Consider the following 22,063-nt stretch of genomic DNA (forward strand, 5'->3'; position numbering starts at 1 on the left):
ATGAGAAGCCGGATCATCATGTCCATGCTCACCGGAGCGACCCTCCTGGCGAGCACCCTCCTGGGGGCCACCCCCGCCCAGTCCGCCGACGTCCTTGCCCAATCCGCGGACCTCCCCGCCCAGTCCGCCGTCCCCGCCCAATCCGCCGACGTCCCCGCCGAGTTCGGCACCGACTGGCACGACCCGATCACCGCCGCCCCGCCCGTCACCAGACCCGAGAACACCAGGTCGTGCGAAGTGACGGTCGCCGAGGCCCAGTTCAAGGACTTCACGCCGTACCGGGGGACCTACACGCCACCGGGGGACTGCGGGAAGAGGTGGAGCAAGGTCGTCCTGCGGCTCGACGGCAAGGTGAGGGGCCGCCAGTTCGACCGCCTCGGTCATCTGCGGATCGGCGGCGTCGAGGTGTTCCGGACATCCACTCCGCAGCCCTCGCCCGACGGCATCGAGTGGTCCGTGGAGAAGGACGTCACCCGGTACGCCCACACCCTGCGCACCGAGCAGCCCGTGGAGATGCTCATCGGCAACGTCGTCGACGACACGTACACCGGCATCCTCGACGTCAAGGTCACGCTGACCTTCCATGCGGGCCGGCCCGACGCGGAGACGGCGAAGACCGTCCCCGACCGCGTCCTCACCCTCCAGGACGGCAGCACTCTCACCACCCCGCGCAACAGTGAGCGCGTCGTCGCCGAGGTGTACGCGACCGGGTCCGGCGGTGGCTGCGAGGAGTACTGGTATCTGACGGTGCCCGAGGAGGCGCCGTACTCCTGCAAGGCGGACGAGGGGCCGTACCGCGAGGTGCGGATCTCTGTGGACGGGCAACTGGCCGGAATCGCCGCGCCGTTCCCCAATGTGTGGACCGGCGGCTGGTCCAACCCCTTCCTCTGGTACGTCGTCCCGGGCCCCCGCGCCTTCGACGTCCAGCCCCTCCGCTACGACCTCACCCCCTTCGCGGGTCTCCTCAACGACGGCCGACCGCACCGGATCGAGGTCTCCGTCGTCGGCGTGCCCGAGGGGCAGACCGGCTGGAGTGCCCCGGTCAACGTCCTCGTCTGGCAGGACGCGAAGAGAGCGCATGTCACCGGCGCCCTGACCAAGGTCCAGGCGGGCGACCTCGCGAACTCGTCCACGTACACCCCCGGCGCGGAGCACCGCCTCGACACCGAGGGCGGTCACCGGCTGACAGTCGCCGGGTATGTCGACACCTCGCGCGGCCGGGTGACGACGACCGTCCGCCGGAGTCTCGCCAACATCTCCACGCACACCTGGTCGGACGGCGAGAACCCGGACGCGCTCGACGCGAGGTGGAGCGACGACGAGACGGTCACCGTCGACGAGGGCGGACGCGGACCGGCTCGGACGACGCGTGTCCAGCGGTCGTACACGATGGACGGAACGACGACGCTCGGTGTCGGCGACCGGCTGCGGACCGTGCTCACGCTGGGCGACCGTGCGACGGTCACCGAGACGCGGGCCGGGCGGCGCACGGCGTGGTCCCGGCTCGACGACACCTACACGGGTGACGCCACGTACACGGCGTCCGTGCCGCGTGACCAGCGGCATGCGGTCGGGACGACGAGTGAGCGCTACCGGACGTACGGATCGAACGGGTGCTACGACCGTTCGCTGGTCTCCGTACAGGGAGTGCTGACGGAGGACCGGATGGGCTGTTGACGACGAATGCGTGCGATGTGAAGTCTGTTCGATGATTTACATCGGCGAAACATGGCGGTCTTCCCCACGAGCGAGAACTCCCCGATAGTGATCCGCGCGGAAGTGCTTTTCCGCATGTCAGAAAATCCCCTCGGAGGAGTGCCCGTGCCGCAGTCCGTACCGTCCCTGCCGCGACGCGTCGCACGCATGCTGCGTACCTCACTGTTCGCACAAGTCGGAGTCGCGCTTGTGCTCGGAATCGTCGTCGGAAGGTTGTGGCCCGACACGGCCACGACCTTCCAGCCGCTCGGCGACGGTTTCATCCGCCTCATCAAGACGGTCATCTCGCCCCTGGTGTTCTGCGTGGTCGTCGTCGGCATCGCCAAGGCCGGCAATCTCAAGGCCTTCGGGCGGATCGGGCTCAAGGCCCTGATCTGGTTCGAGGTCGCCTCGACGGCCGCGTTGCTCATCGGTCTGATCGCCGCCAACGTTGTCGGCCCCGGCTCGGGCATGAACGTCGACCCCTCGAAGCTCGACACCTCGGCGGTCGACGCGAAGACCGCCGGCGGCGAACTGCCGACGACCGGCGAGTTCATCCTGAACGCGCTGCCGCAGAGCGCGGTCGGCGCGTTCGCCGAGAACTCGCTGCTCCAGGTGCTCGTGCTCGCCTGCCTCGTCGGCGCCGCGCTGCTGCACCTCGGCCACACCAAGGTGCCCAAGATCCTGCCCGCCATCGAGCAGGTTCAGGAGGTCATCTTCGCGATCGTCGGCTTCGTCATGAAGCTGGCACCGCTCGCCGTGTTCGGCGCGATGGTCCACCTCGTGGGCGAGTACGGCCTCGGCGTGATGAAGACCTACGCCAAACTGATCATCCTCTGCTACGCCGTAGCCCTCGTCTTCCTCGTGCTGCTGAGTGTCGCGCTGAAGCTGGTGACCGGGCTGAGCCTGTGGAAGTTCGTCCGCTACACCCGCGCGGAGATGTTGCTCGCGCTGGGCACCGCCTCCAGCGAGAGCGTCATGCCGCGCATGATGCAGAAGCTGCGGCAGGCGGGCGCCCGTGACGACGCCGTGGGCCTCGTGCTGCCCACCGGCTACTCGTTCAACCTCGACGGCGCGTCCATCTACCTCTCCATCGGCACACTGTTCATCGCGCAGGCCGTGGGGGTGGACCTCAGTCTCAGCCAGCAGATCACCGTCATCCTGGTCCTGATGCTGACCAGCAAGGGCATGGCCGGTATACCCGGTTCGGCCTTCCTCGCCCTGTCGGCGACCGCCTCCTCGCTGGGCGCCATCCCCGCCGGAGCCGTCGCGCTCCTCCTCGGCGTCGACCGCATCATGGACTCGATGCGCGTCGTCACCAACCTCCTCGGCAACTGCGTGGCCGTCTTCGCGGTGTCGAAGTGGGAGGGCGCACTGGACACCGAACGGGCGAAGAAGATGCTCGACGGGGAGATCCAGTTCGTGGAGGAAGAGGACGAGCCCTCCGGAGACGGGGACCGGCCGGCCGAGTCTCCCGTCACGACTGCCGAGTCCCCCGTCACGACTGCCGAGGCGCCCGCGAAGGCAGAGGTTCCCGCGCTCTCCAAGGTGGAGGCGAAGGAGCCTGCGCCTGAAGTGAGTTGACCTCTCTTTCTCCGCTCTCCCCCATGATGAAGGGGCCCGGCGCAGCACTCTGCGCCGGGCCCCTTCGCGTGCGCTCGTTCAGCAGCGCCGCTCCGCCGCCGGTGCCCCGTCGATCAACGTGTCGAGCAGCCCCCCGAGCACTCCGCGTTGATCGTCCGCCAGCGGCGCCAGGATCTCCTCCGCCGCCGAACGCCGCGCATGGTGCAGCTCCCGCAGCACCTTGCGGCCCTCGTCGGTGACCTCTATCCGGATCACCCGCCGGTTGGTGGGATCGGGCACCCGACGTACCCGGCCGCTCTCCTCCAGCGCGTCGACCAGGGTCGTCACGGCCCGGGGGACGACCTCCAGCCGCTCCGCCAGATCGGCCATGCGCGGCGGCGTGTCGTAGTGGGCAAGGGCGCGCAGCAGCCGGGACTGCGCCGGGGTGATCTCCAACCCGCTCTGCTGGAGGTGGCGCTTCTGGATGCGGTGCACACGGCGGGTGAGCAGCAGCAACTGCTCGGCGAGCAGCCCGTCGGCGTCTGGGGTGGTCATACGGGAACAATATCAGGACCATGTTCATTGTGAGCATAGGTAACAATGAGCTAAGCTCCGCGAGTCCATCTCGCGGAACCTTCCTCACCCGTCTCACCTCCCGTAGGAGCCCATGCGTCCCGACCACGAACCCACCTGGGGGCCGTCCGGCCACTCGCAGGACCAGCCCCGACAGGTACGCCGCATCCTGAAACTCTTCCGCCCCTATCGCGGTCGACTCGCCATCGTCGGCCTGCTCGTCGGCGCCGCGTCGCTCGCGTCGGTCGCCACACCGTTTCTCCTCAAGGAGATCCTCGACACCGCGATCCCCGAGGGCCGTACCGGCCTGCTGAGCCTGCTCGCGCTCGGCATGATCCTCAGCGCGGTCCTCACCAGCATCTTCGGTGTCCTGCAGACGCTGATCTCCACGACCGTCGGCCAGCGGGTCATGCACGATCTGCGCACCGCCGTCTACGGACGGCTGCAGCGCATGTCGCTCGCCTTCTTCACCCGGACCCGTACCGGCGAGGTCCAGTCCCGCATCGCCAACGACATCGGCGGCATGCAGGCGACCGTCACCTCGACGGCCACCTCCCTGGTCTCCAACACCACCAGCGTGATCGCCACGGTCATCGCCATGGTCGCCCTGGACTGGCGGCTCACCGTGGTCACCCTGCTCCTGCTGCCGCTGTTCGTGTGGATAAGCCGCCGGGTCGGCAACGAACGCAAGAAGATCACCACCCAGCGCCAGAACCAGATGGCCGCCATGGCCGCGACGGTCACCGAGTCGCTGTCCGTGAGCGGCATCCTGCTCGGTCGCACGATGGGTCGCGCCGACTCGCTCACCAAGTCCTTCGCCGAGGAGTCCGAAGGGCTCGTCGACCTGGAGGTCAGGGTCAACATGGCCGGACGCTGGCGCATGGCCGTCATCACCGTCGTCATGTCCGCCATGCCCGCCGTCATCTACTGGACCGCCGGCATCGCGCTCCAGCTGGGTGGTCCGTCCGTCTCGGTCGGCACGCTCGTGGCCTTCGTCTCGCTCCAGCAGAACCTGTTCCGGCCGACCGTGAGCCTGCTGTCCACCGGCGTACAGATCCAGGCCTCGCTCGCGCTCTTCCAGCGCATCTTCGAGTACCTCGACCTGCCCATCGACATCACCGAACCCGAGCGCCCGGTCCATCTCGACCAGGTCAAGGGCGAAATCCGCTTCGAGAACGTCGAGTTCCGCTACGACGGCGACGACGGCAAGCACGGCGACGACGGCAAGCACGGCGTTGAGGGCAAGCACGGCGTCGACGCCAAGCACGGCGTCGACGGAAACCGGGGAGGCCACGGCAGAGGGCGCCCGATCCTCGACGGCATCGACCTCACCGTCCCGGCCGGCGGCAGCCTCGCCGTCGTCGGGCCGACCGGCGCCGGCAAGTCCACGCTCGGCTGCCTGGTGCCGCGGCTGTACGACGTCACGGGCGGCCGGGTCACCCTCGACGGGGTCGACGTACGCGACCTGGACTTCGACACACTGGCCCGGGGTATCGGTGTCGTCTCCCAGGAGACGTACCTCTTCCACGCCTCGGTCGCCGACAACCTGCGCTTCGCCAAACCGGACGCCACCGACGAGGAGCTCCACGCGGCGGCGCGGGCGGCCCAGATCCACGACCACATCGCGGCCCTGCCCGACGGCTACGACACGGTCGTCGGCGAACGAGGCCACCGTTTCTCCGGCGGTGAGAAGCAGCGCCTCGCCATCGCCCGCACCATCCTGCGCGACCCGCCGGTCCTCATCCTCGACGAGGCGACCAGCGCTCTCGACACCCGTACCGAGCACGCGGTGCAGCAGGCCATCGACGCGCTGTCCGCCAACCGCACCACGGTCACCATCGCCCACCGGCTCTCCACCGTCCGGGAAGCCGACCAGATCGTCGTACTGGACTCCGGCCGTGTGGTGGAACGCGGTACACACGAGGAACTGCTGCGCAGCGGTGGGCGGTACGCGGCGCTCGTACGGCGGGACGCGCGGCTGACGCCGGGCCGCGAGGTGCCGGAGGCGCCGAAACTGGAACCGACAAGATGAAGATATGCCGGGTTTGAGGTGGTATGCGGGTTAACGTGCCCGCATGCAGATGAACACTCCGCCACGGAGCACGATTCGACTGACGCGCCGGGGCCGGGCCGCCCTCATCGCGACCGGAGCCGTCGTGGCGGCCACCGCCGTGGCGGTGCCGCTGCTGAGCGTGGAAGGCGGTGGCGGCGCGGCCGAGCGCCCGACGTCACTGGTGATCCCGGAGGGCTGGCGCTCCGGCCAGGTCTACGAAGCCGTCGACAAGGCCCTCGCCCTGCCCGCAGGATCCACCAAGAAGTCCCTGGTCAAGGCCAAACTGATGCTCCCGGACGACGCCGAGGGCAACCCGGAGGGCTACCTCTTCCCGGCGACGTACCCCTTGCGGGAGAAGTCGACCCCCGAGTCCCTGCTGACGGGCATGGTCGAGACCGCGAACAAGAAGTTCAACGGCGGCCAGGTCACGGCCGGGGCGCAGCGCAACGCGATGAACGTCTACCAGGCGGTCACCATCGCGAGCATCATCCAGGCCGAGGCGGCCTCCGAGGAGGACATGGGCAGGGTGTCCCGGGTCGTCTTCAACCGTCTGGAGCGCGGTATGCCGCTACAGATGGACTCCACCATCAACTACGCGCTGAACCGCTCCACGCTGGACACCACCGTCGGCGACACGAAGATCGACAGTCCCTACAACTCGTACCGGCGCATGGGCCTGCCGCCCACGCCGATCGCCAACCCGGGCGAGGCGGCGATGCGCGCGGCGGTCAATCCGACGTCGGGCGACTGGCTGTACTTCGTCACGGTCAAGCCGGGCGACACCCGCTTCACGGCGAACTACCAGGAACACCTGCGCAACGTCGCCGAGTTCAACCAGAACCGGAAGAAGCCGTCGCCGACCGCCGAGGCGAGCACCCCGCCTCCCTCACCGGCGCTCCGCTGACATCCTGCCGGGTCGGATCGGGACGTCAGACGGCGGCGGCCCGCTCGTTCGCCAGCAGTCGCCTGATGTCCCGGACCGCCGCACGCCCGGCGCGGTTGGCACCGATGGTGCTCGCCGAGGGGCCGTAGCCGACCAGATGGATCCGGGGGTCGGCGATCGCGCGGGTGCCGTCGACGCGGATGCCGCCGCCGGGTTCGCGCAGCCGCAGCGGCGCCAGATGGTCGACGGCGGCGCGGAAGCCGGTCGCCCAGAGGATGACGTCGGCGTCCACACGGCGGCCGTCGTCCCACCTCACTCCGTCGGCCGTGATCCGGTCGAACATCGGCAGCCGGTCCAGGACGCCGTCCGCGATGCCCTGCCGGACCGCGTCGTTGAGCGGCAGCCCCGTCACCGACACGACGCTCTTCGGCGGCAGTCCCAGCCGCACCCGCTCCTCCACCATGGCGACGGCCGCCCGTCCCGCGCCCTCGTCGAACGGCCCCTCGCGGAACACGGGCGGACGCCTCGTCACCCACGTCGTCGCGGCGGCGTACGGGGCGATCTCCAGCAGATGCTGCGTCCCGGACGCGCCCCCGCCCACCACGACCACCCGCAGCCCCGCGAACTCCTCGGGCCCCCGGTACTGGGCGGTGTGCAACTGCCGCCCCCGGAACGTCTCCTGACCGGGATAGCGCGGCCAGAACGGCCGGTCCCAGGTGCCCGTCGCGTTGATCAGCGCCCGCGTCGACCACCCACCGTCCGAGGTCTCCACCAGCAGCCGTCCGCCCGCCCCCTCACGCACCGCGTGGACGTCCACCGGACGCCGTACCCGCAGGTCGAAGGCGTGCTCGTACGAGTCGAAGTACTCTCTGACGACCTCGGCGGAGGGTCGCGCGGGATCGGCCCCGGTCAGTTCCATGCCCGGCAGCGCGTGCATCCCGTGCACCTTGCCGTACGTCAGCGACGGCCAGCGGAACTGCCAGGCGCCGCCCGGGCCGGGGGAGTGGTCCAGCACCAAGAAGTCGCGCTCCGGCTCGAAACCGGTCCGGCGCAGGTGATAGGCGCCGGCCAGACCTGCCTGGCCGGCGCCTATGACGACCACCTCGACCTCACGCGTGTTGTTCACGCTTCTACCAACCGTGGAGGGGGCGCGGATCTTCCCGAGGCCGGACACACACATCCACGTGCCGGTCGACGAGCGTACGGCTGTCACCGCTCGCGCGGAGGTCGGTCGGGCCTTCGCCGGGGGCGCGGCCAGCCGGTGGTGAACTCACGCGGCTTCGGCGGTGGTGTCGAGGCCCAGCCGTTCGTGGAGCTGTCCGCACAGCTCGGCGAAGCGGGGGTCGGTGATGTCGCGGGGCCGGTCCAGGTCGACCGGCGTCTCGTACGCGATGGCACCGTCGTCCATCACCAGGACGCGGTCCGCGAGCAGCACCGCCTCCTCGACGTCGTGCGTGACCAGGAGCACCGCGCAGCCGCGCCGCTGCCACAACTCGCCCAGCAGGCGCCGTGCCCTGATCCGGCCGAGCGCGTCGAGGGCGCCGAACGGATCGTCGAGCAGCAACAGATCGGGATCGCGGAGCAACGCCCTTGCCAGGGAGGCGCGTTGGGCCTCTCCGTCGGAGAGCGTCTTGGGCCAGGCGCCGGAGCGATGCTCCAGGCCGACCTCCGTGAGCGCCTGCTCGGCGAGGGAGCGTTCCGGTCTGCCCGGCAGACCGAGCAGGACGTTCCGCCACACCCTCTTCCACGGCGTCAACCGCGGTGCCTGGAACGTGACGGCCTTGCGGCGTGGCACCAGGACCGTGCCCTCGATGCTGCGGTCGAGCCCGGCGAGGACGCGCAGCAGGGTGGACTTGCCGCAGCCGTCGCGGCCGAGCAGGGCCACGAACTCGCCAGGCCGGACGTCGAGTCGGAGACCGTCGATGACGGCACGGCCGTCGAAGGAGCGGGTCAGTCCCTCGACGTGCACGGCGTAGGGCGCGGAAGCGGCAGAGGCAGAGGTGAGGGTGAGGGTGAGGGGAGATGTGGGCGGGGTGGGGGTGATCGCGGGGGCCGGGTGAACCCTCTTCGTGGTCACCGGCCGGTGAACGTCGGTCGCCATGCGGCAGCAGCCTTTCGAAGGAGCGGACGACGAAGTCGGCGATCAGGCCCCGGAAGGCGTGGACGATCAGGCCGAGGAAGGCGTGGAGTTCCGGCGAACAACGACATACCGAGGGTGCTGATCGCGACCTTCGCGACCTTCGCGACCTTCAGAGCCTCGGGGCCTCGGGGGAGAACGCCGGTGGGGGTGACCGTGCGCTGCCACCGCGCCGTCGACCGGTCGACGGATCGCTCGGCGAACCCGGCTGGTCAGACGTGCGGGTGGGGTGGTGCGCAGGCCGAGGGGAAAAGGGGGTGAAGAGGCGTCAGCAGCCGCGACAACACGCGGCGGAGGCCACCCGCAGCAGGTCGATGTGACCGCGCGAAGTGAGCATGACCGAACGCAACATGCGGCGAAGCTAGCCAGCCGGTCCGCACACGGTCAATGGCGTCTCGCGATGTGGATGTCACGTATCACCGAGTGAGACGCTCCCGGCGCGGACGGTCGGCTTCCGCGCAGCGCCCCCAGGGTGCGCGAAAATGGTGGCATGTCCGATGCCTTCACCACCCGAGTCCTCAACATCGCCTCCGGCTCCCGCGAACGGGTCGTCGACCTGACCCACGACTGCGAGGCGTTCCTCCGTGAGGCGGCGGCCGGCCGGGACGGTCTCCTGAACGTCTTCGTCCCGCACGCCACGGCCGGCATCGCCGTCATCGAAACGGGCGCCGGCAGCGACGACGACCTCCTCGCCGCCCTCCACACCCTCCTCCCCGCCGACGACCGCTGGCAGCACCGCCACGGCACCCCCGGCCACGGCCGCGACCACGTCCTCCCCGCCCTCGTCCCACCCCACGCCACCCTGCCGGTCATCGCCGGGCGGCTGGAACTGGGGACGTGGCAGTCGGTGTGCCTGGTGGATACCAATAAGGACAACGTCAACCGTCAGGTTCGCCTGTCGTTCCTCGGGTAGTGGAAGGTAGGGGGACTGTAGGCGGGATGTCCGGCCGCACCAAATGACGATTCGTTTCTGAGTCCTGGACCTGAGAGGTCCTTGCCAGTCGGCAGGTTCGGCTTGAACCAGTGCTTGGAAGTCGGGGGAGCGTGAGCCTCTGCCTGCGGGCGCAGGCAGAGCCCCATTGCCGCTGCACGGCGTCTTCAGGAAAGGCGGGACCGGCGGCGCCGCTGGGCGTGAGTAGTGACAGATCCGTCGTTGGATTCGAGGAGGTCCGAGGTCTTGGTCGAGGTCGTGCCCTTCGGCGGCGGAGGGGGTGGCTATGCCCGCAATTCGATCAAGCGGTTCGCGAGCGTACGACGGTAGCGGTCGACATTGTCCTGGGGCACGCGGGGACAGCCAGCGAGTTCTTGCAGATATTGCACTGCGTCGGTTGTGGTGTTGGAATTGGGGTGCTGGCTGATGAACCGTTGGAACGTGGTGTTCGCTTCATCCGACGCTCCCGCCGAGAGGGCGGCCAAGAAGGCTGCGAGTAAGCCGTATTCATCGCTGGAATCCATCGAGCACTGAGATGCGGATCGCCAGGCGTCGGCCGCAGCGCGAACCCCGTCGACTTTGCTGATGAGCATCGCTCTCTGCAGCAGATACTCCGCCCTTTCCGGTGCGATGACGAGTGCCTGCTCGATATCCCGGCGTGCTGGGCCGTGGCGGCCTGCCAGCCGGTGCACTAATCCACGGTTGGCGATGGCCCAGGCGTAGCGGGGGTTGAGCGCGAGTACAGGCACTGCAAAACCGCTGGCGGAGTCCAGAAGTGGGACTGGTGACCGCTTGAAACCGTGACCGGCGGACTCTGCGGAACTCGGGGTAGCTCAACCGACCCGCCGGGATCGGCCGCGAGGCCGACGAGCTGAGGTCCAACGGCCTGGCCGGATCCTCCGCCGAGGTCGTCGGGACGACTGGCCGCTACGCCGAGGCCGGCTCCCGGCGCCTCTGCCTCCAGATCCTCGACCTGCACGACCTGCACGACCTGGGCCACCTGGAGCTGATCTCCTCGCAAGCGCAAGCGCAAGCGCAAGCGCAAGCGCAGGCGCAGGCGCAGGCGTAGCCGTCGAAGCCCGGAGGGTCCGTCACACACGCTCGGAAGGGGAGGATCTGGATGTCGCGCTGCCCCTTTCGATACATGTCTCGATTGCTTACGCCCTCCGTCAGGAAAAACGTCACAGGGCTATTTTGTGGTGCATCCGGAAGTCGCAATGTGACGGGCAAGTTTCCTGGATCGATGACGCGCAGGTCGGAAATGGGACTCCTTTGTTGATTTTCCGCAGAACTCCGTCCGGCCAGTGTGTTCTCCCTCACGTTCAGTGAGGTTTGGCGGGCTTTTTTCCCTTTTTCCGGCACTTTCTGCTTCCTCTTTAGCTCTTTGACAAGCCCGACCGTCGGTTCTTATTCTTGGCGCGCATTCGGAGCCCCGATGTCGTGGCTCCGGGGACTGGCCTGGCCGGCGGGGGGTCATGAACAGGTGCTTGCCCAATCAGCCGGCGAAAATCGGATCTGACCCTTCCGTTTATTTGCTCTCTGGCGAGGGCCGCGCCCGCCGCGCCGCCTCCCTGCTTTCCCGGCCGCTCTCGCCGCCGCCTCATCCGTGCGCGGCCGTGCGTGACTCACCAGCACGTCCGAACGACTTTCCGTACACCGTTCGGCATGCCGTTCCGGCGATCCCGGGCACGACGGCCGACGAAGAGGAAGAAGGCATCCCGCATGACCACAGCCGTGACGAGGACGCGGACCATCGTGGACCTGTTGTGCGACGCCGCCCGGGACCACATGGAGTCCGGGTTGCGCTACCCGCGGGGCGCGGACGACCAGGACGCACCCTTGCAAGGCTATTCCGGCCTCCTCGACGAGGCCCGCTCGGTCCTCACCGGCCTTCGGGAACGCGGCCTCGCGCCAAGGGACAAGGTCGTCCTGCTCCTGGAGAAACCGCAGGAGTTCCTCGCCGCGTTCTGGGCCTGCCAGCTCGGCGGGTTCGTGCCCTGCCCGATGGCCGCCCTGGGCGGGGACCCGGAGCGGTGGGCGGCCCAGCTGACGCACGTCGACACCCTCCTCGGACATCCGCTGATCGTCACCAGTGCCACCCTCGCCGCCGAACTCCCGCGTGCCAAGGGCCTGTCCGTCGTCCCGTTGGAGGATCTGCGCGCCGAGCACCCCGCGGACTCCTTCCACGAGGCCGATCCCAAGGACGACGCCGTCCTCGTGCTGACGTCCGGCTCCACCGGCAGTTCCAAGGCCGTGATGCTCAGCCACGCCAACCTGCTCGCCTCCATGGCCGCCAAGAACGGCTACCACGGGCTGACTGCCCAGGACATCAGCCTCAACTGGGTCTCCTTCGACCATGTCGCCGCCCTCCTCGAATGCCACCTGCTGCCCCTGTACGCGGGCAGCACCCAACTGCACGTCGAAGCGCCCGTAGTGCTCCAGGAGCCGCTGAACTTCCTGCGGATCATCTCCGGCTTCGGCGTCACCATGACCTTCACCCCCAACTTCCTGTTGGGCTGATCAACCCGCAGGCCGACCGGCTCGACGAGGAGAACGGCGACGAGATCGACCTGTCGCGGTTACGGCACGTCATCAGTGGCGGCGAGGCCGTCGTCCGCACCACCGGCGAGACCTTCCTCAGCCGCTTCGCCTCGTACGGGTTGCGTGCTGACGCCCTGTGGCCCGCATTCGGCATGTCGGAGACCTGCGCCGGCAGCATCTACTCCGTCGATTTCCCGGCCGCCGACCAGGGGCAGGAGTTCGCCAACCTGGGACGGCCCGTCGAGGGGCTGCGCATCCGCATCGCCGACGAGACGCACCGCGAACTGCCTGAGGGCGGGGTGGGCGAGCTCCAGCTCAACGGCCCGATGATCACGGCTGGTTACTACAACAACGAGCTGGCCACACGGGACGCCTTCACCCCGGACGGCTGGTTTCGCAGCGGTGACCTCGGCAGGATCGACGACGGTCGGCTCACCCTCGTCGGGCGCACCAAGGACAGCGTCATCGTCAATGGCGTCAACTACTTCAGCCACGACATCGAGACACTGCTCGAAGGCCTCGACGACGTAGCCCCCTCGTTTGTCGCCGCCTTCCCCACCCGCGCCCCCGGCAGCGACACCGAGCAACTCGTGGTCGCCTTCCATCCGGAGTGCGCCGACGGCGACGAGCTCGCCCTGTACCGGGTGCTGAGCGCGGTGCGCAGCAGCGTCGTCATGCACTGGGGTTTCCGGCCCGCACTCATCCTGCCGCTGCCGAAGGACGCCTTCCCCAAGACGAGCCTCGGCAAGATCCAGCGCGCGCTGATGCGCAAGCGGCTGGAGGCAGGGGCGTACGACGAGGTGAAGGGCGTCGTCGACGACCTGCTTCTGCGTCGACTCGGCGGCTATACCGCGCCCAAGGGCGACACGGAGAAAGTCCTCGTCGGCATCTACGCCGAGATGTTCGACACCGACCCCGACCGGATGAGTGTCACCGCCAACTTCTTCGACCTGGGTGGCACCTCACTCGACATCCTGCGTCTGCGTTCCCTGGTCGCCCAGCGCCTCGGCGCGGACGGCCTGCAGATCATCACCGTGCTGCGGGCCCCCACCGTGCGTGCCCTGGCCGCTCACCTCGACGGGGCCGCGGATGGCGAGGGGGAATACGACCCGATCGTGCCGATGCAGATCACCGGTGACAAGACCCCGTTGTTCTGCGTCCATCCGGGCGTCGGCGAGGTCCTCGTCTTCGTCAACCTCGCCAAGTACTTCGTGGGCGAACGGCCGTTCTACGCACTGCGTGCCCGTGGCTTCAACCCTGGCGAGAGGCCCTTCGAGAGCTTCGCCGAGATGGTCGACACGTACGTCAGAGCCATCCGCTCCCGCCAGCCGCACGGCCCGTACGCCGTCGCGGGGTACTCGTACGGCGGCGCGGTCGCCTTCGAGATAGCCAAGGTGCTCGAAGCCCAGGGCGAGCGCGTCGACTTCGTCGGCAGCTTCAACCTGCCGCCGCACATCAAGTACCGCATGAACGAGCTGGACTTCGTCGAGACTGCCGCCAACCTGGCGTTCTTCCTGGAGCTGATCGACAAGAAGCAGTCCCTCGAACTGCCCGCACAGCTGCGGTCGTTGTCCAAGGACGAGCAGCTCGCGTACTTCATCGACCATGCGCCTGAGGGCCGCCTCGCCGAACTCGACCTCACCTTCGAGAGGTTCAAGGCATGGGCGGAACTCGCGGACGGCCTCACGAACCTCGGACGCGGCTACTCGCCCGTCGGCAGAGTCCGCTCGATGAGCGTCTTCTACGCCATCCCGCTGCGCGGTACCAAGGAGGACTGGCTCAACAACGAGCTGCGCCGCTGGGACGAACACGCCACCGGCGAGAACCACTACATCGACGTACCCGGCGAGCACTACACGCTGATGGGCCCGACCCACGTGGCGTCCTTCCAGTCGATCCTGCGCAAGGAACTCGACCGCACCCTCGGCGACGTCTGAATCCCACCGATCCCCGACCCCCGACCCCGAGGAGGGGCAGTACGTGAACCGCAAGAAGATCCTGGTGACCGGTGCCACAGGACTGGTGGCGGGACCGGTCGCCGAGGCGCTGGCCGACGGCAACGAGGTGTGGGCGCTGGGGCGCTTCGGCGCCCCCGGGGCCGAAGAGAAGCTGACCCGCCACGGCATCCGCACCTTCCGCTGGGACATGGACGACACCGGCGCCGGCTCCCTCAAGGGCCTGCCGGAAGACTTCACCCACGTCTTCCACTCCGCGGTGAACCGCGGCGAGGACGGCGACTTCAACGCGGCCGTCGAGGCCAACTCGGTCGCCGCGGGGCGCCTGATGACCCACTGCCGTACGGCGGAGTCGTTCCTGTACGTATCCACCGGCGCCCTGTACGCCCGCCAGACCCTCGACCACAAGTACACCGAGACCGACCCGTTGGACGGCAAGGCCGACTGGCTGCCCGCCTACCCCGTGGTCAAGATCGCGGCCGAGGGCACGGTCCGGGCGTTCGCGCAGACCCTCGGCCTGCCGACCGTCATCGCCCGCCTCAACATCGCCTATGGGCCGGCCGGTTACGGCGGTGTGCCGATGCTCTACTTCAAGCGCATGCTCGCGGGCGAGCCGATCCCGGTCCCGGTGGAGGGCCAGAACTGGACCTCGCTGCTGTACATCGACGACCTCGTCGAGCAGGTACCGCACCTGTGGAGCGCGGCGAGCGTCCCGGTGACCCTGACCAATTGGGGCGGCGACGAGTCCGTCGGCATCACCGACTGCGTCCGCTACCTGGAGGAGCTCACCGGGGTCGAGGCGAACCTCGTACCGAGCGAAGTCACCCGCGAGACCTACCAGTTCGACCCGACGCTGCGCCGCTCGCTCACCGGGCCGTGCAAGGTGCCGTGGCGCGAGGGCATCCGGAGCACCCTCGCGGCCCTGCACCCCGACCACCTCAAGAAGTGAGAGGAGCGGTTCCCGTCATGACCGACAGCAGCGGCGGTACGGACAGCACGGACAGCACGGATCCGCTGGCACCGATCCACGCCGCCTACGCCTCCTTCGTGGCCCGCGACGTGGGCGCGCTCCTGGCAGCCTTCGATCCGGACATCGAGTGGGTGCACCCCGAGGGGATGGACAAGTACGGCCTCGGCGGAACCAAGTACGGGCACGCCGGTGTCAAGGAGTTCCTCGCGCATGTGCCCACCGTCCTCGGCGGCATGCGGCTGCACCCGGGCGAGTTCATCCGGGAGGGCGAGCGGGTGGTCGTCTTCGGCCGCCGGGACATCACCTCCCTGAGCGGCCACACGGAGACGCAGCCGTTCGTGCACTCCTGGGTCCTGCGCGACGGGCGGGTCGTCCGCATGGAGGACATTTTTGACACCGTCGCGTTCCACCGTGTGATCGAGAGCTGACGGGCGACGATGACGTACGCCTATCTGGGTCCGGAGGGAACTTTCACGCAGACCGCGCTGCGCCGGCTGCTGCCGGCGGTCCCTCCGGACCGGGAACCGGCGCAGCGCCCGTTCCCGAGCGTGGCCGCGGCGCTGGACGCGGCCTTCCGGGGTGAGTGCGACGCGGCGGTGGTGCCGCTGGAGAACTCGGTGCGCGGCGTCGTACCCGCCACCATGGACCAGCTGGCCTCGGCGAAGATGCACATCAACGCCGAGGTCGAGGTGCCGGTGTCCTTCGTGCTGATGGCCTCCGAGGGCGACGTGGAGGAGGTGACCGTCGTGCACAGCCACCCGCACGCGCTGGGCCAGTGCGAGGACTGGCTGCGCACCCGGCTGCCCGGGGCCCGCACCCGGACCGCCGCCTCCACCGCCGCGGCCGCCCGGGAGGTCGCGGAGGCGGGCCTCCCCGGCCACGCGGCGATCGCGGCCGCGCCGGCCGCCGGCCTGTACGGGCTGCGGATCCTCGCCACGGGCCTCGGCCGGGAGGCGGGTGCCGTGACCCGGTTCGTGTCGGTGGCCCCCCGCTGGTCCCACCCGGCCCGGACCGCACGCGAACGCACTTCCCTGCTGGTGTCATTGGGCACCGGGGGCCCGGACCTCGTCCCCGACGTACTCAACGAGTTCCGCACCCGCGGCATCGCCCTGTCCTGGATCCAGTCCTGGCCGACGGGTCGGGCGCTCGGCAGCTACCACCTGTTCCTCGACGTCGACGCCCACATCGACACCCGCCCGCTGCGCCTGGCCATGGCTGCCGTCGAGGCCCGGGGCCTGGAGGTGCGCTTCCTGGGCAGCTATCCACGCTGGTCCGCCGCAGCCGGCTGACGCCCGCGGCCCGTCGGCGGCTGACGAAACCGTCACTCCGTGGGCGGTAGAGGTTTCCTCGGCCGTCGGCCGACGCGGCTCGTCGGCTGCGGGCCGGGGGTGCCGCCGGCCTCGCCTCGGCAGAGCTCGCCGGCCCCCAGGGCGCGGAGTTCGTCTGTCGTGGGGTGGTGGATCTGGCCTGCCGAGGATCGACGCAGTTCGTCGGCCGCCTCCCGTACGGCCGGCAGCAGCGCCGCCACCGGCGGGCTGTCCAGGGCGCCCTCGCGCACCACGAGGGTGATCCGGCGGATCGGCCGGATCCCCTTCAGAGCGATGCGGGCAACCGGATGCCCCGGCCGGTCGGGCACCAGGTCGGGGACGAGCGCGACGCCCCAGTCCAGCGAGACCAGCCCGAACACGGCCTGCATGTCCCCGATGTCGGAGACGATGTCGGGGGCGAAACCGGCGTCGGCGCACAGGTGCAGGACCAGCTGTCCGAGCCTGGACGTCCGGTCCAGCAGCCACGGCTGCTCCGCGAACTCGGCGAGTGCACGCGGCTCCTCGCTCCGGGCGAGCGGGTGACCGGGCGCGATGGCCAGGCGGATGCGGTCACTGATCACCTCCTCCTCGTACAGCCCCGGCACCCGTGGCTCGGGCACCTGCGGGTAGCCGGAGGCCAGGACGGCGTCGAGCCGCCCGAGCCGGACCGTCTGCCGGCCCTCGTCGGGGTCGACGCCGTGCAAGGTGATGCGCAGTTCCGGATGACGTGCGCGCAACCGGTTCAACGCCGGCACCAGCAGGGCCGGCCCTTCGTGGAGCGGTACGCCCACCCGCAGCTCACCGGTGACCTTGCCGTCCCGGGCAAGTAACTGTGCCTCCGCAGCCTCGAGTTGGGCGAGGACACGCTCGGTGTGCGCCACCAGCAGTCGTCCGGCGGCGGTCAGCTCGGCCCGTTTGCTGCCACGGTCCAGCAGCGCGGTGCCGGTCTCCGACTCCAGTGCTGACAGCTGCTGGGAGACCGCGGAGCGCGTGTAGTTGAGTGCCTGCGCGGCCGCGGCGATCGAGCCCCGGGCCCCCACCTCGCGCAGCAGCACCAGTTTCCGTACGTCCAGCACCGTCATCCTCGCTAACGCTTCTGGTTAAGAAGTATCACGCCAAATTACGGGACAACGGTCCTGGCGGCGACTTCAATGGAGATCGACTCCTCCAACGCGCCCACCGGACAAGGGACTTCCGCCATGCCCACACTGCTCCATCTCGACTCCAGCCCCCGCCGGGGCTCGGTCTCCCGCCAGATCTCGGGCGAGTTCGCGGAGACCTGGCGCAAGGCCAACCCCGACGGCCGTTACGTCTACCGTGACCTGGCCGCCGACCCCGTACCGCATGTCGACCACGCGCAGATCGAGGTCATGCACCGCTTGGAGACGGAAGGCATACGCGACTTCGCGGTGGCCCGCGCGGCGACGCGCACGCCCGAGGAGGAGGCGAGCTGGGCGGTGACCTGGCCGCTGATCGAGGAACTCCTCGCGGCCGACACCATCCTGCTCGGCGTGCCGATGTACAACTTCTCGGTGCCGTCCACGTTCAAGGCGTGGTTCGACCGCGTCCTGATCGCGCCACTGATCGCCGACCCGGCCACCGGCCAGGGCCCGCTCTCCGGCAAGAGGGTCGTGGTGGCCTCCGCGCGCGGCGGCGCCTACGGGCCGGGCACGCCCCGCCACGACTTCGACCACCAGGAGCCGTACCTGAAGGCGGCGCTCAGCATGGTGGGTCTCGCCTCCGACCTCACGTTCCTGCATGCGGAGCTGACCAAGTCGGCGCACGTGCCGCGGCTCCAGCAGTTCAAGGAGATGGCGGCCACGTCGTACCAGGCGGCGATCGACGGCGCCCGCACCCACGGCGAGGCCTGACAGCCCCCGTACGTCCCCGGAAACCGCTCTCACCGCAGCGGGAAGTTGCGGTCGAACACGTTGTCCGGGTCGTACCGGGCCTTGAGTGCGCGCAGCCGGGTCAGGGCCGGCTCGGGGAACGCCTCGGCGAGGGCCTCGGGGGAACGGCGGGTGTCGAAGCTGAGGTACACGCCGTTCACCTCCGGGGCGAGCCGTGCCCAGTGGGCGTCGAGGGAGCGCTCCCGTTCGGGCACGGTCGCGGAGAGCAGTTGGAAGTTCTGGGTGCGGTGGGCGTAGGCGGTGGCCGAGGGACTGACGTCGTTGACCGCGCCGCCCACCGAACGGAACTGCCCCATCAGTACCTGCCCCGATGCCAGCGCGTCCGCGAGGGAGCGGGCGGTGTGCGTGGAGAGGCGGTCGAGCAGTCCGGAGCGGGTGGCGCCCAGGCCCTGACCTCGGTGCGGGGCGCCACCGACCGGCACCAGCGCCGGGTACGGGGCGAGCACCGCCTCCTGGCGCAGCAGCGGGCCCAGGCCCAGGAGGGGAGTCAACACCCGCTGGGCGGCGTCCGGGCGGTCTCCGGCGTAGACCGCGGCGACGTGGGCCATGGCCGGGCGGCCTGGTGCGGCGGGCATGAGGGTGAGGAAGCTCGTGAGCTCGCGGGGCGCGGCCTCGAGGACGGCTCCCCACTCCTCGACGAGCGACGCGGTTTCCCGCGCGTCGAAGACCAGGTTGGCGAAGACGACGTCGCCTGTCTCGGACGCCTCCAACTCCACCGCCGTGACGACGCCGAAGTTGCCGCCCGCGCCCCGGACCGCCCAGAACAGGTCGGGGTGGTGCTCCGCGTCGGCGCGGACGCACGTGCCGTCGGCCAGGATGATTTCGACGGCCGTCACATGGTCGATGGTCAGCCCGTCCCGCCGCGCGAACCAGCCCATGCCGCCCGCGGTGACCAGCCCGCCCACGCCCACGTCGCCGGTGTCTCCGGAGCTGATGGCGAGCCCGTGCGGGGCGAGGAGCTGCGCGACTCTCCCCCAGCGGGCGCCCGCTCCGATCCGGACCCGGCGTCGCGTCCGGTCCAGCACCGCGACGTGGTCGAGGCGGGAGACGTCGACGACGACACCGCCGTCGTTGGTCGACCGTCCGCTGATGCCGTGCCCGCCGCTGCGCACGGACACCACTGTGCCCCTGGTGCGGGCGTACGCCAGTGCCACGGCCGTCTCCTCCACGCTCTCGGGGAAGATCACCGTGGCCGGGGCGCCCCGGTGCACGTATCCGTGGCGCACCCGCTCGTAGCGGGCGTCGGACGGGAGGACCGTCCGGCCGGTGAGGGACGCGGGTAACGCGACGTGGGTGAGGCTCTGTTCCGTCAAGACGGGGAGGTCCCTTCGGAGGACTCGGGAGGATCGAGGGGCTCAAGGAGGCACCGGAGAGTGCGCGTCAGGTACGCCACGAGCCGGTCCGGCGGCATCTCGGCCACCGGGCCACCGCGCAGCACGTAGCGGCTGAAGATGACGCCGATGAGCTGGGAGGCGAGCAGATCGACGCGCTCGTCCGCGTCGGGCCCGCTGAGCACCGTGCGGTACGCCTCCATGCTGCTGCGCCGCATCGCCGCGTACAGGTCGGTCGCGGCCTGCTCGTCGGAAGCGGCGCTGCGGATCAGCGCGAGGAACGGGTCGTTGCCGTCGGCGTGTTCCATGCGCTCGACGAAGGCCCGTGCGATCCGGTCCGGCATGGTCTCTGGCGGGCCGGGCAGCAGTTCGGGCAGGTCGCGGGGTCCGGGCACGGCCGCGAGGAACAGCTGCTCCTTCGAGCCGAAGTGCCGCATGACCAGACCGTGGGTGACACCGGCCCGCCCCGCGATCTCCCGGATGGTGGCACGGGTGTAGCCCCGCTCGGCGAACGCGGCCCGCGCCGCCTCCAGAATCGCCTCGCGGTGGACCTCGGGGGCGCGGACGCGTTTCCTGACGACGGCAGGGGCACTGGGAGGTTCGCTGCTCACTCCCTTAATGTACATCTGGTCATTAGTGTCGGCGATGGCCGCCCCGGGCGCCACCGTGGTCGCGGCCGGCCGCAGCGAGGCCCGGCCGCACGACCTCGCCGACCACGTGGCCGACGCCGGTCCCGGGCCCCTGCACCTGCGGGTCGTCGACGTCTCCGACCTGAATCCGGCTCCTGACCCAGCCCGAGCGCGGCGCGGCGGGCTCGGCACGCGCCGCCGCTAGCCTGGAGGCCCTGGTCGTGGGCGCACGAACACCAAGAACACGGACCGTCTGGTCCGGTTGAGCTTCCTCGGTTAGGTGCCCTGGTGGGAGTGGAGGGGCAAGGCCCCCCGACGGTGGTGCGGTGCCGGCGGCGCAGACGGACTCCCTCGAGCCCGATGGTCCGCATGATCCTCGCGACGCGTTTGTGCTTGATCCGTATCCCCTCGTCGCGGAGTTCGGCGGTGATCCTGGGGGCGCCGTAGGTGCCGTCGGAGTCCTGATGGACCTTGCGTATCCGGGCTGCGAGCCCGGCTTCAACGGTCTGCCGGGCCGCCCTTGCGGCCGTGGTGCGGCGCCAGTATTAGAAGCTCGAGCGGGAGACCCCAAGGATGTCGCACAGCCGCTTCACGCCGAACCGGCGCTGGTGGTCGTCAACGAACTGGCAGCGGTTCTCCAGCGCGTCTCCGTCGCGAAATACCGGGCCGCCTTGCGCAGGATGTCGCGTTCCTCGTCCAGCGCGCGAATCTTCTTCCGGGCAACGGCCAACTCCGCTTGAACGTCGCTACCGGCCGCCTGCGCAGCGGACAGTGGTGCGGAGCGGGCGCCAGGGCGGCGTCCGCCGGCGGCCCGGATCCAGTTCCGCGGCGTCTCGGTGTTCACCCCGAGATCAGCAGCGACCGACTTGACCGTCGCTCCCGGCCTCGACCGGTACAACGCGACCGCGTCCGCCTTGAACTCGGCGGGATAGTGCTTCATCCCCACGGGGACTTCGTTCTCCTGGACCATCAAGATCCAAGTGAGTCGGCTGGCGGCCCACCGATTCAGTTGTCTGTACATGGTCTCCAGGGGGATGTCGCCGAAGTGGGCGGCGATTTCACGGGGCTGCCAAAGACGCGTGAGGTATTCCTGGAGCAGGGCCAGGATGCGGTGTCGGCGTCGCGCGGCTGGGGCAGCGTGCCGGTCGTCCCGGGAGGCCGGGGGAAGTGCGGGTGACTGAGCCACGGGTGAGCATGTCACCGAGACGTGTGCCTCCGACAGCGTCAACGTGATCACGGTTTCGTGGCCACCACCCCGGCAGCCACCAACGACGCCCAGGCCCTGCCCGGCATCCACACCCGACCGGAGCGTCGCGGACTGCTGCCCGCCGAGCACCTGTCGACGGCGGCCAGACCTCCCTGGTCCACCTGGAACGAGCCGCCTGCGAACGCCGGATCACCGTCAGCGGGCCACTGCCGGGCAACCCCACCCGCCAGCACCTGGCCACGAGTGACGGCATGATCACGTCACCCCCGTGAAACCAGCCATGAGGGGTTGTGTGCGACTCGCGGAGATCGCGCGGACGGGCGACCGGTCGCCCCATGGGGATAAGAGTCCTCCGTTGCGGGCCGGGGCCGGTGAGCC

General features: G+C 69.7%; 21 protein-coding genes and 2 pseudogenes. 13 read left to right on the forward strand and 10 right to left on the reverse strand.

All coding sequences use genetic code 11. The annotated features are described in order from the left end of the window. Both OG622_RS42690 and OG622_RS42695 read left to right on the forward strand, forming a co-directional pair. Window positions 1–1,677, forward strand: coding sequence for a peptide-N4-asparagine amidase (locus OG622_RS42690; RefSeq protein ID WP_371582200.1), 1,677 nt, complete (start codon window positions 1–3; stop codon window positions 1,675–1,677). 144 nt (window positions 1,678–1,821) lie between these two features. Further along, complete coding sequence (locus OG622_RS42695) at window positions 1,822–3,279, forward strand: cation:dicarboxylate symporter family transporter (RefSeq protein WP_371582202.1); 1,458 nt, start codon at window positions 1,822–1,824, stop codon at window positions 3,277–3,279. 78 nt (window positions 3,280–3,357) lie between these two features. On the opposite strand, the gene OG622_RS42700 is transcribed toward OG622_RS42695, so the two are convergent. Beyond that, window positions 3,358–3,813, reverse strand: a complete 456-nt coding sequence (locus OG622_RS42700; protein ID WP_371582204.1) for a MarR family winged helix-turn-helix transcriptional regulator — start codon at window positions 3,811–3,813, stop codon at window positions 3,358–3,360. Window positions 3,814–3,925: 112 nt separating this feature from the next. Here OG622_RS42700 and OG622_RS42705 point away from each other — a divergent pair, with 112 nt between their 5' ends. Beyond that, window positions 3,926–5,863: an ABC transporter ATP-binding protein gene (locus OG622_RS42705; protein WP_371582205.1), complete on the forward strand. Its 1,938-nt coding sequence runs from the start codon at window positions 3,926–3,928 to the stop codon at window positions 5,861–5,863. Between the two features lie 43 nt (window positions 5,864–5,906). Continuing rightward, a complete protein-coding gene (gene mltG, locus OG622_RS42710; protein ID WP_371582206.1) occupies window positions 5,907–6,788 on the forward strand; it encodes an endolytic transglycosylase MltG in 882 nt (293 codons plus the stop codon). Window positions 6,789–6,813: 25 nt separating this feature from the next. On the opposite strand, the gene OG622_RS42715 is transcribed toward mltG, so the two are convergent. The 3 genes from OG622_RS42715 to OG622_RS42725 all read right to left on the reverse strand — a co-directional run bounded on the left by OG622_RS42715 (window position 6,814) and on the right by OG622_RS42725 (window position 9,256). After that, window positions 6,814–7,893 (reverse strand): NAD(P)-binding domain-containing protein, encoded by a 1,080-nt coding sequence (locus OG622_RS42715; protein WP_371582208.1) that lies wholly within the window; start codon window positions 7,891–7,893, stop codon window positions 6,814–6,816. Between the two features lie 144 nt (window positions 7,894–8,037). Further along, on the reverse strand, window positions 8,038–8,868 hold the full coding sequence (locus OG622_RS42720) for an ABC transporter ATP-binding protein (RefSeq protein ID WP_371582210.1): 831 nt from the start codon (window positions 8,866–8,868) through the stop codon (window positions 8,038–8,040). 304 nt (window positions 8,869–9,172) lie between these two features. Then, the gene (locus tag OG622_RS42725) at window positions 9,173–9,256 is read right to left on the reverse strand and encodes a putative leader peptide (RefSeq protein WP_371584400.1); all 84 of its coding nucleotides are present in this window, start codon (window positions 9,254–9,256) and stop codon (window positions 9,173–9,175) included. Between the two features lie 138 nt (window positions 9,257–9,394). Between OG622_RS42725 and OG622_RS42730 the strand changes: the two genes are divergently transcribed. Further along, on the forward strand, window positions 9,395–9,817 hold the full coding sequence (locus OG622_RS42730) for a secondary thiamine-phosphate synthase enzyme YjbQ (protein WP_371582212.1): 423 nt from the start codon (window positions 9,395–9,397) through the stop codon (window positions 9,815–9,817). Between the two features lie 302 nt (window positions 9,818–10,119). On the opposite strand, the gene OG622_RS42735 is transcribed toward OG622_RS42730, so the two are convergent. Then, window positions 10,120–10,584 carry a hypothetical protein gene (locus OG622_RS42735; protein WP_371582214.1) on the reverse strand — a complete coding sequence of 155 codons (465 nt, stop codon included), beginning with the start codon at window positions 10,582–10,584 and terminating at the stop codon, window positions 10,120–10,122. A gap of 89 nt (window positions 10,585–10,673) precedes the next feature. Here OG622_RS42735 and OG622_RS42740 point away from each other — a divergent pair. From OG622_RS42740 to pheA, 6 genes and pseudogenes are all read left to right on the forward strand, one after another. Continuing rightward, window positions 10,674–10,904 (forward strand): annotated as a pseudogene (locus tag OG622_RS42740) (hypothetical protein); the annotation flags it as partial. 653 nt (window positions 10,905–11,557) lie between these two features. Continuing rightward, window positions 11,558–12,355: an AMP-binding protein gene (locus OG622_RS42745; RefSeq protein WP_371582215.1), complete on the forward strand. Its 798-nt coding sequence runs from the start codon at window positions 11,558–11,560 to the stop codon at window positions 12,353–12,355. A gap of 71 nt (window positions 12,356–12,426) precedes the next feature. Continuing rightward, window positions 12,427–14,313: an alpha/beta fold hydrolase gene (locus tag OG622_RS42750; RefSeq protein WP_371584401.1), complete on the forward strand. Its 1,887-nt coding sequence runs from the start codon at window positions 12,427–12,429 to the stop codon at window positions 14,311–14,313. A 43-nt stretch (window positions 14,314–14,356) separates the two neighbouring features. After that, the gene (locus OG622_RS42755; protein WP_371582216.1) at window positions 14,357–15,280 is read left to right on the forward strand and encodes an NAD-dependent epimerase/dehydratase family protein; all 924 of its coding nucleotides are present in this window, start codon (window positions 14,357–14,359) and stop codon (window positions 15,278–15,280) included. Between the two features lie 17 nt (window positions 15,281–15,297). Beyond that, on the forward strand, window positions 15,298–15,729 hold the full coding sequence (locus OG622_RS42760) for a nuclear transport factor 2 family protein (RefSeq protein ID WP_371582217.1): 432 nt from the start codon (window positions 15,298–15,300) through the stop codon (window positions 15,727–15,729). A 9-nt stretch (window positions 15,730–15,738) separates the two neighbouring features. After that, window positions 15,739–16,590 carry a prephenate dehydratase gene (pheA, locus tag OG622_RS42765; RefSeq protein ID WP_371582218.1) on the forward strand — a complete coding sequence of 284 codons (852 nt, stop codon included), beginning with the start codon at window positions 15,739–15,741 and terminating at the stop codon, window positions 16,588–16,590. Window positions 16,591–16,622: 32 nt separating this feature from the next. On the opposite strand, the gene OG622_RS42770 is transcribed toward pheA, so the two are convergent. After that, window positions 16,623–17,690 carry a LysR family transcriptional regulator gene (locus OG622_RS42770; protein ID WP_371582219.1) on the reverse strand — a complete coding sequence of 356 codons (1,068 nt, stop codon included), beginning with the start codon at window positions 17,688–17,690 and terminating at the stop codon, window positions 16,623–16,625. Between the two features lie 117 nt (window positions 17,691–17,807). Here OG622_RS42770 and OG622_RS42775 point away from each other — a divergent pair, with 117 nt between their 5' ends. Continuing rightward, window positions 17,808–18,479, forward strand: coding sequence for an FMN-dependent NADH-azoreductase (locus OG622_RS42775; RefSeq protein ID WP_371582221.1), 672 nt, complete (start codon window positions 17,808–17,810; stop codon window positions 18,477–18,479). Window positions 18,480–18,508: 29 nt separating this feature from the next. On the opposite strand, the gene OG622_RS42780 is transcribed toward OG622_RS42775, so the two are convergent. Continuing rightward, window positions 18,509–19,831 carry an FAD-binding oxidoreductase gene (locus OG622_RS42780; protein WP_371582222.1) on the reverse strand — a complete coding sequence of 441 codons (1,323 nt, stop codon included), beginning with the start codon at window positions 19,829–19,831 and terminating at the stop codon, window positions 18,509–18,511. Beyond that, a complete protein-coding gene (locus tag OG622_RS42785) occupies window positions 19,828–20,460 on the reverse strand; it encodes a TetR family transcriptional regulator (RefSeq protein WP_371582223.1) in 633 nt (210 codons plus the stop codon). The genes OG622_RS42780 and OG622_RS42785 overlap by 4 nt, the downstream gene beginning before the upstream one ends. A gap of 34 nt (window positions 20,461–20,494) precedes the next feature. On the opposite strand from OG622_RS42785, the gene OG622_RS42790 reads away from it, so the two are divergent. Next, window positions 20,495–20,683 (forward strand): hypothetical protein, encoded by a 189-nt coding sequence (locus OG622_RS42790; protein ID WP_371582225.1) that lies wholly within the window; start codon window positions 20,495–20,497, stop codon window positions 20,681–20,683. A 136-nt stretch (window positions 20,684–20,819) separates the two neighbouring features. On the opposite strand, the pseudogene OG622_RS42795 reads toward OG622_RS42790, so the two are convergent. Continuing rightward, window positions 20,820–20,957 (reverse strand): annotated as a pseudogene (locus tag OG622_RS42795) (IS3 family transposase); the annotation flags it as partial. A 110-nt stretch (window positions 20,958–21,067) separates the two neighbouring features. Further along, window positions 21,068–21,814 (reverse strand): transposase, encoded by a 747-nt coding sequence (locus OG622_RS42800; RefSeq protein WP_371582227.1) that lies wholly within the window; start codon window positions 21,812–21,814, stop codon window positions 21,068–21,070. Window positions 21,815–22,063: the final 249 nt, after the last annotated feature.

This window comes from Streptomyces sp. NBC_01314, from assembly GCF_041435215.1.
Taxonomy (GTDB): domain Bacteria; phylum Actinomycetota; class Actinomycetes; order Streptomycetales; family Streptomycetaceae; genus Streptomyces.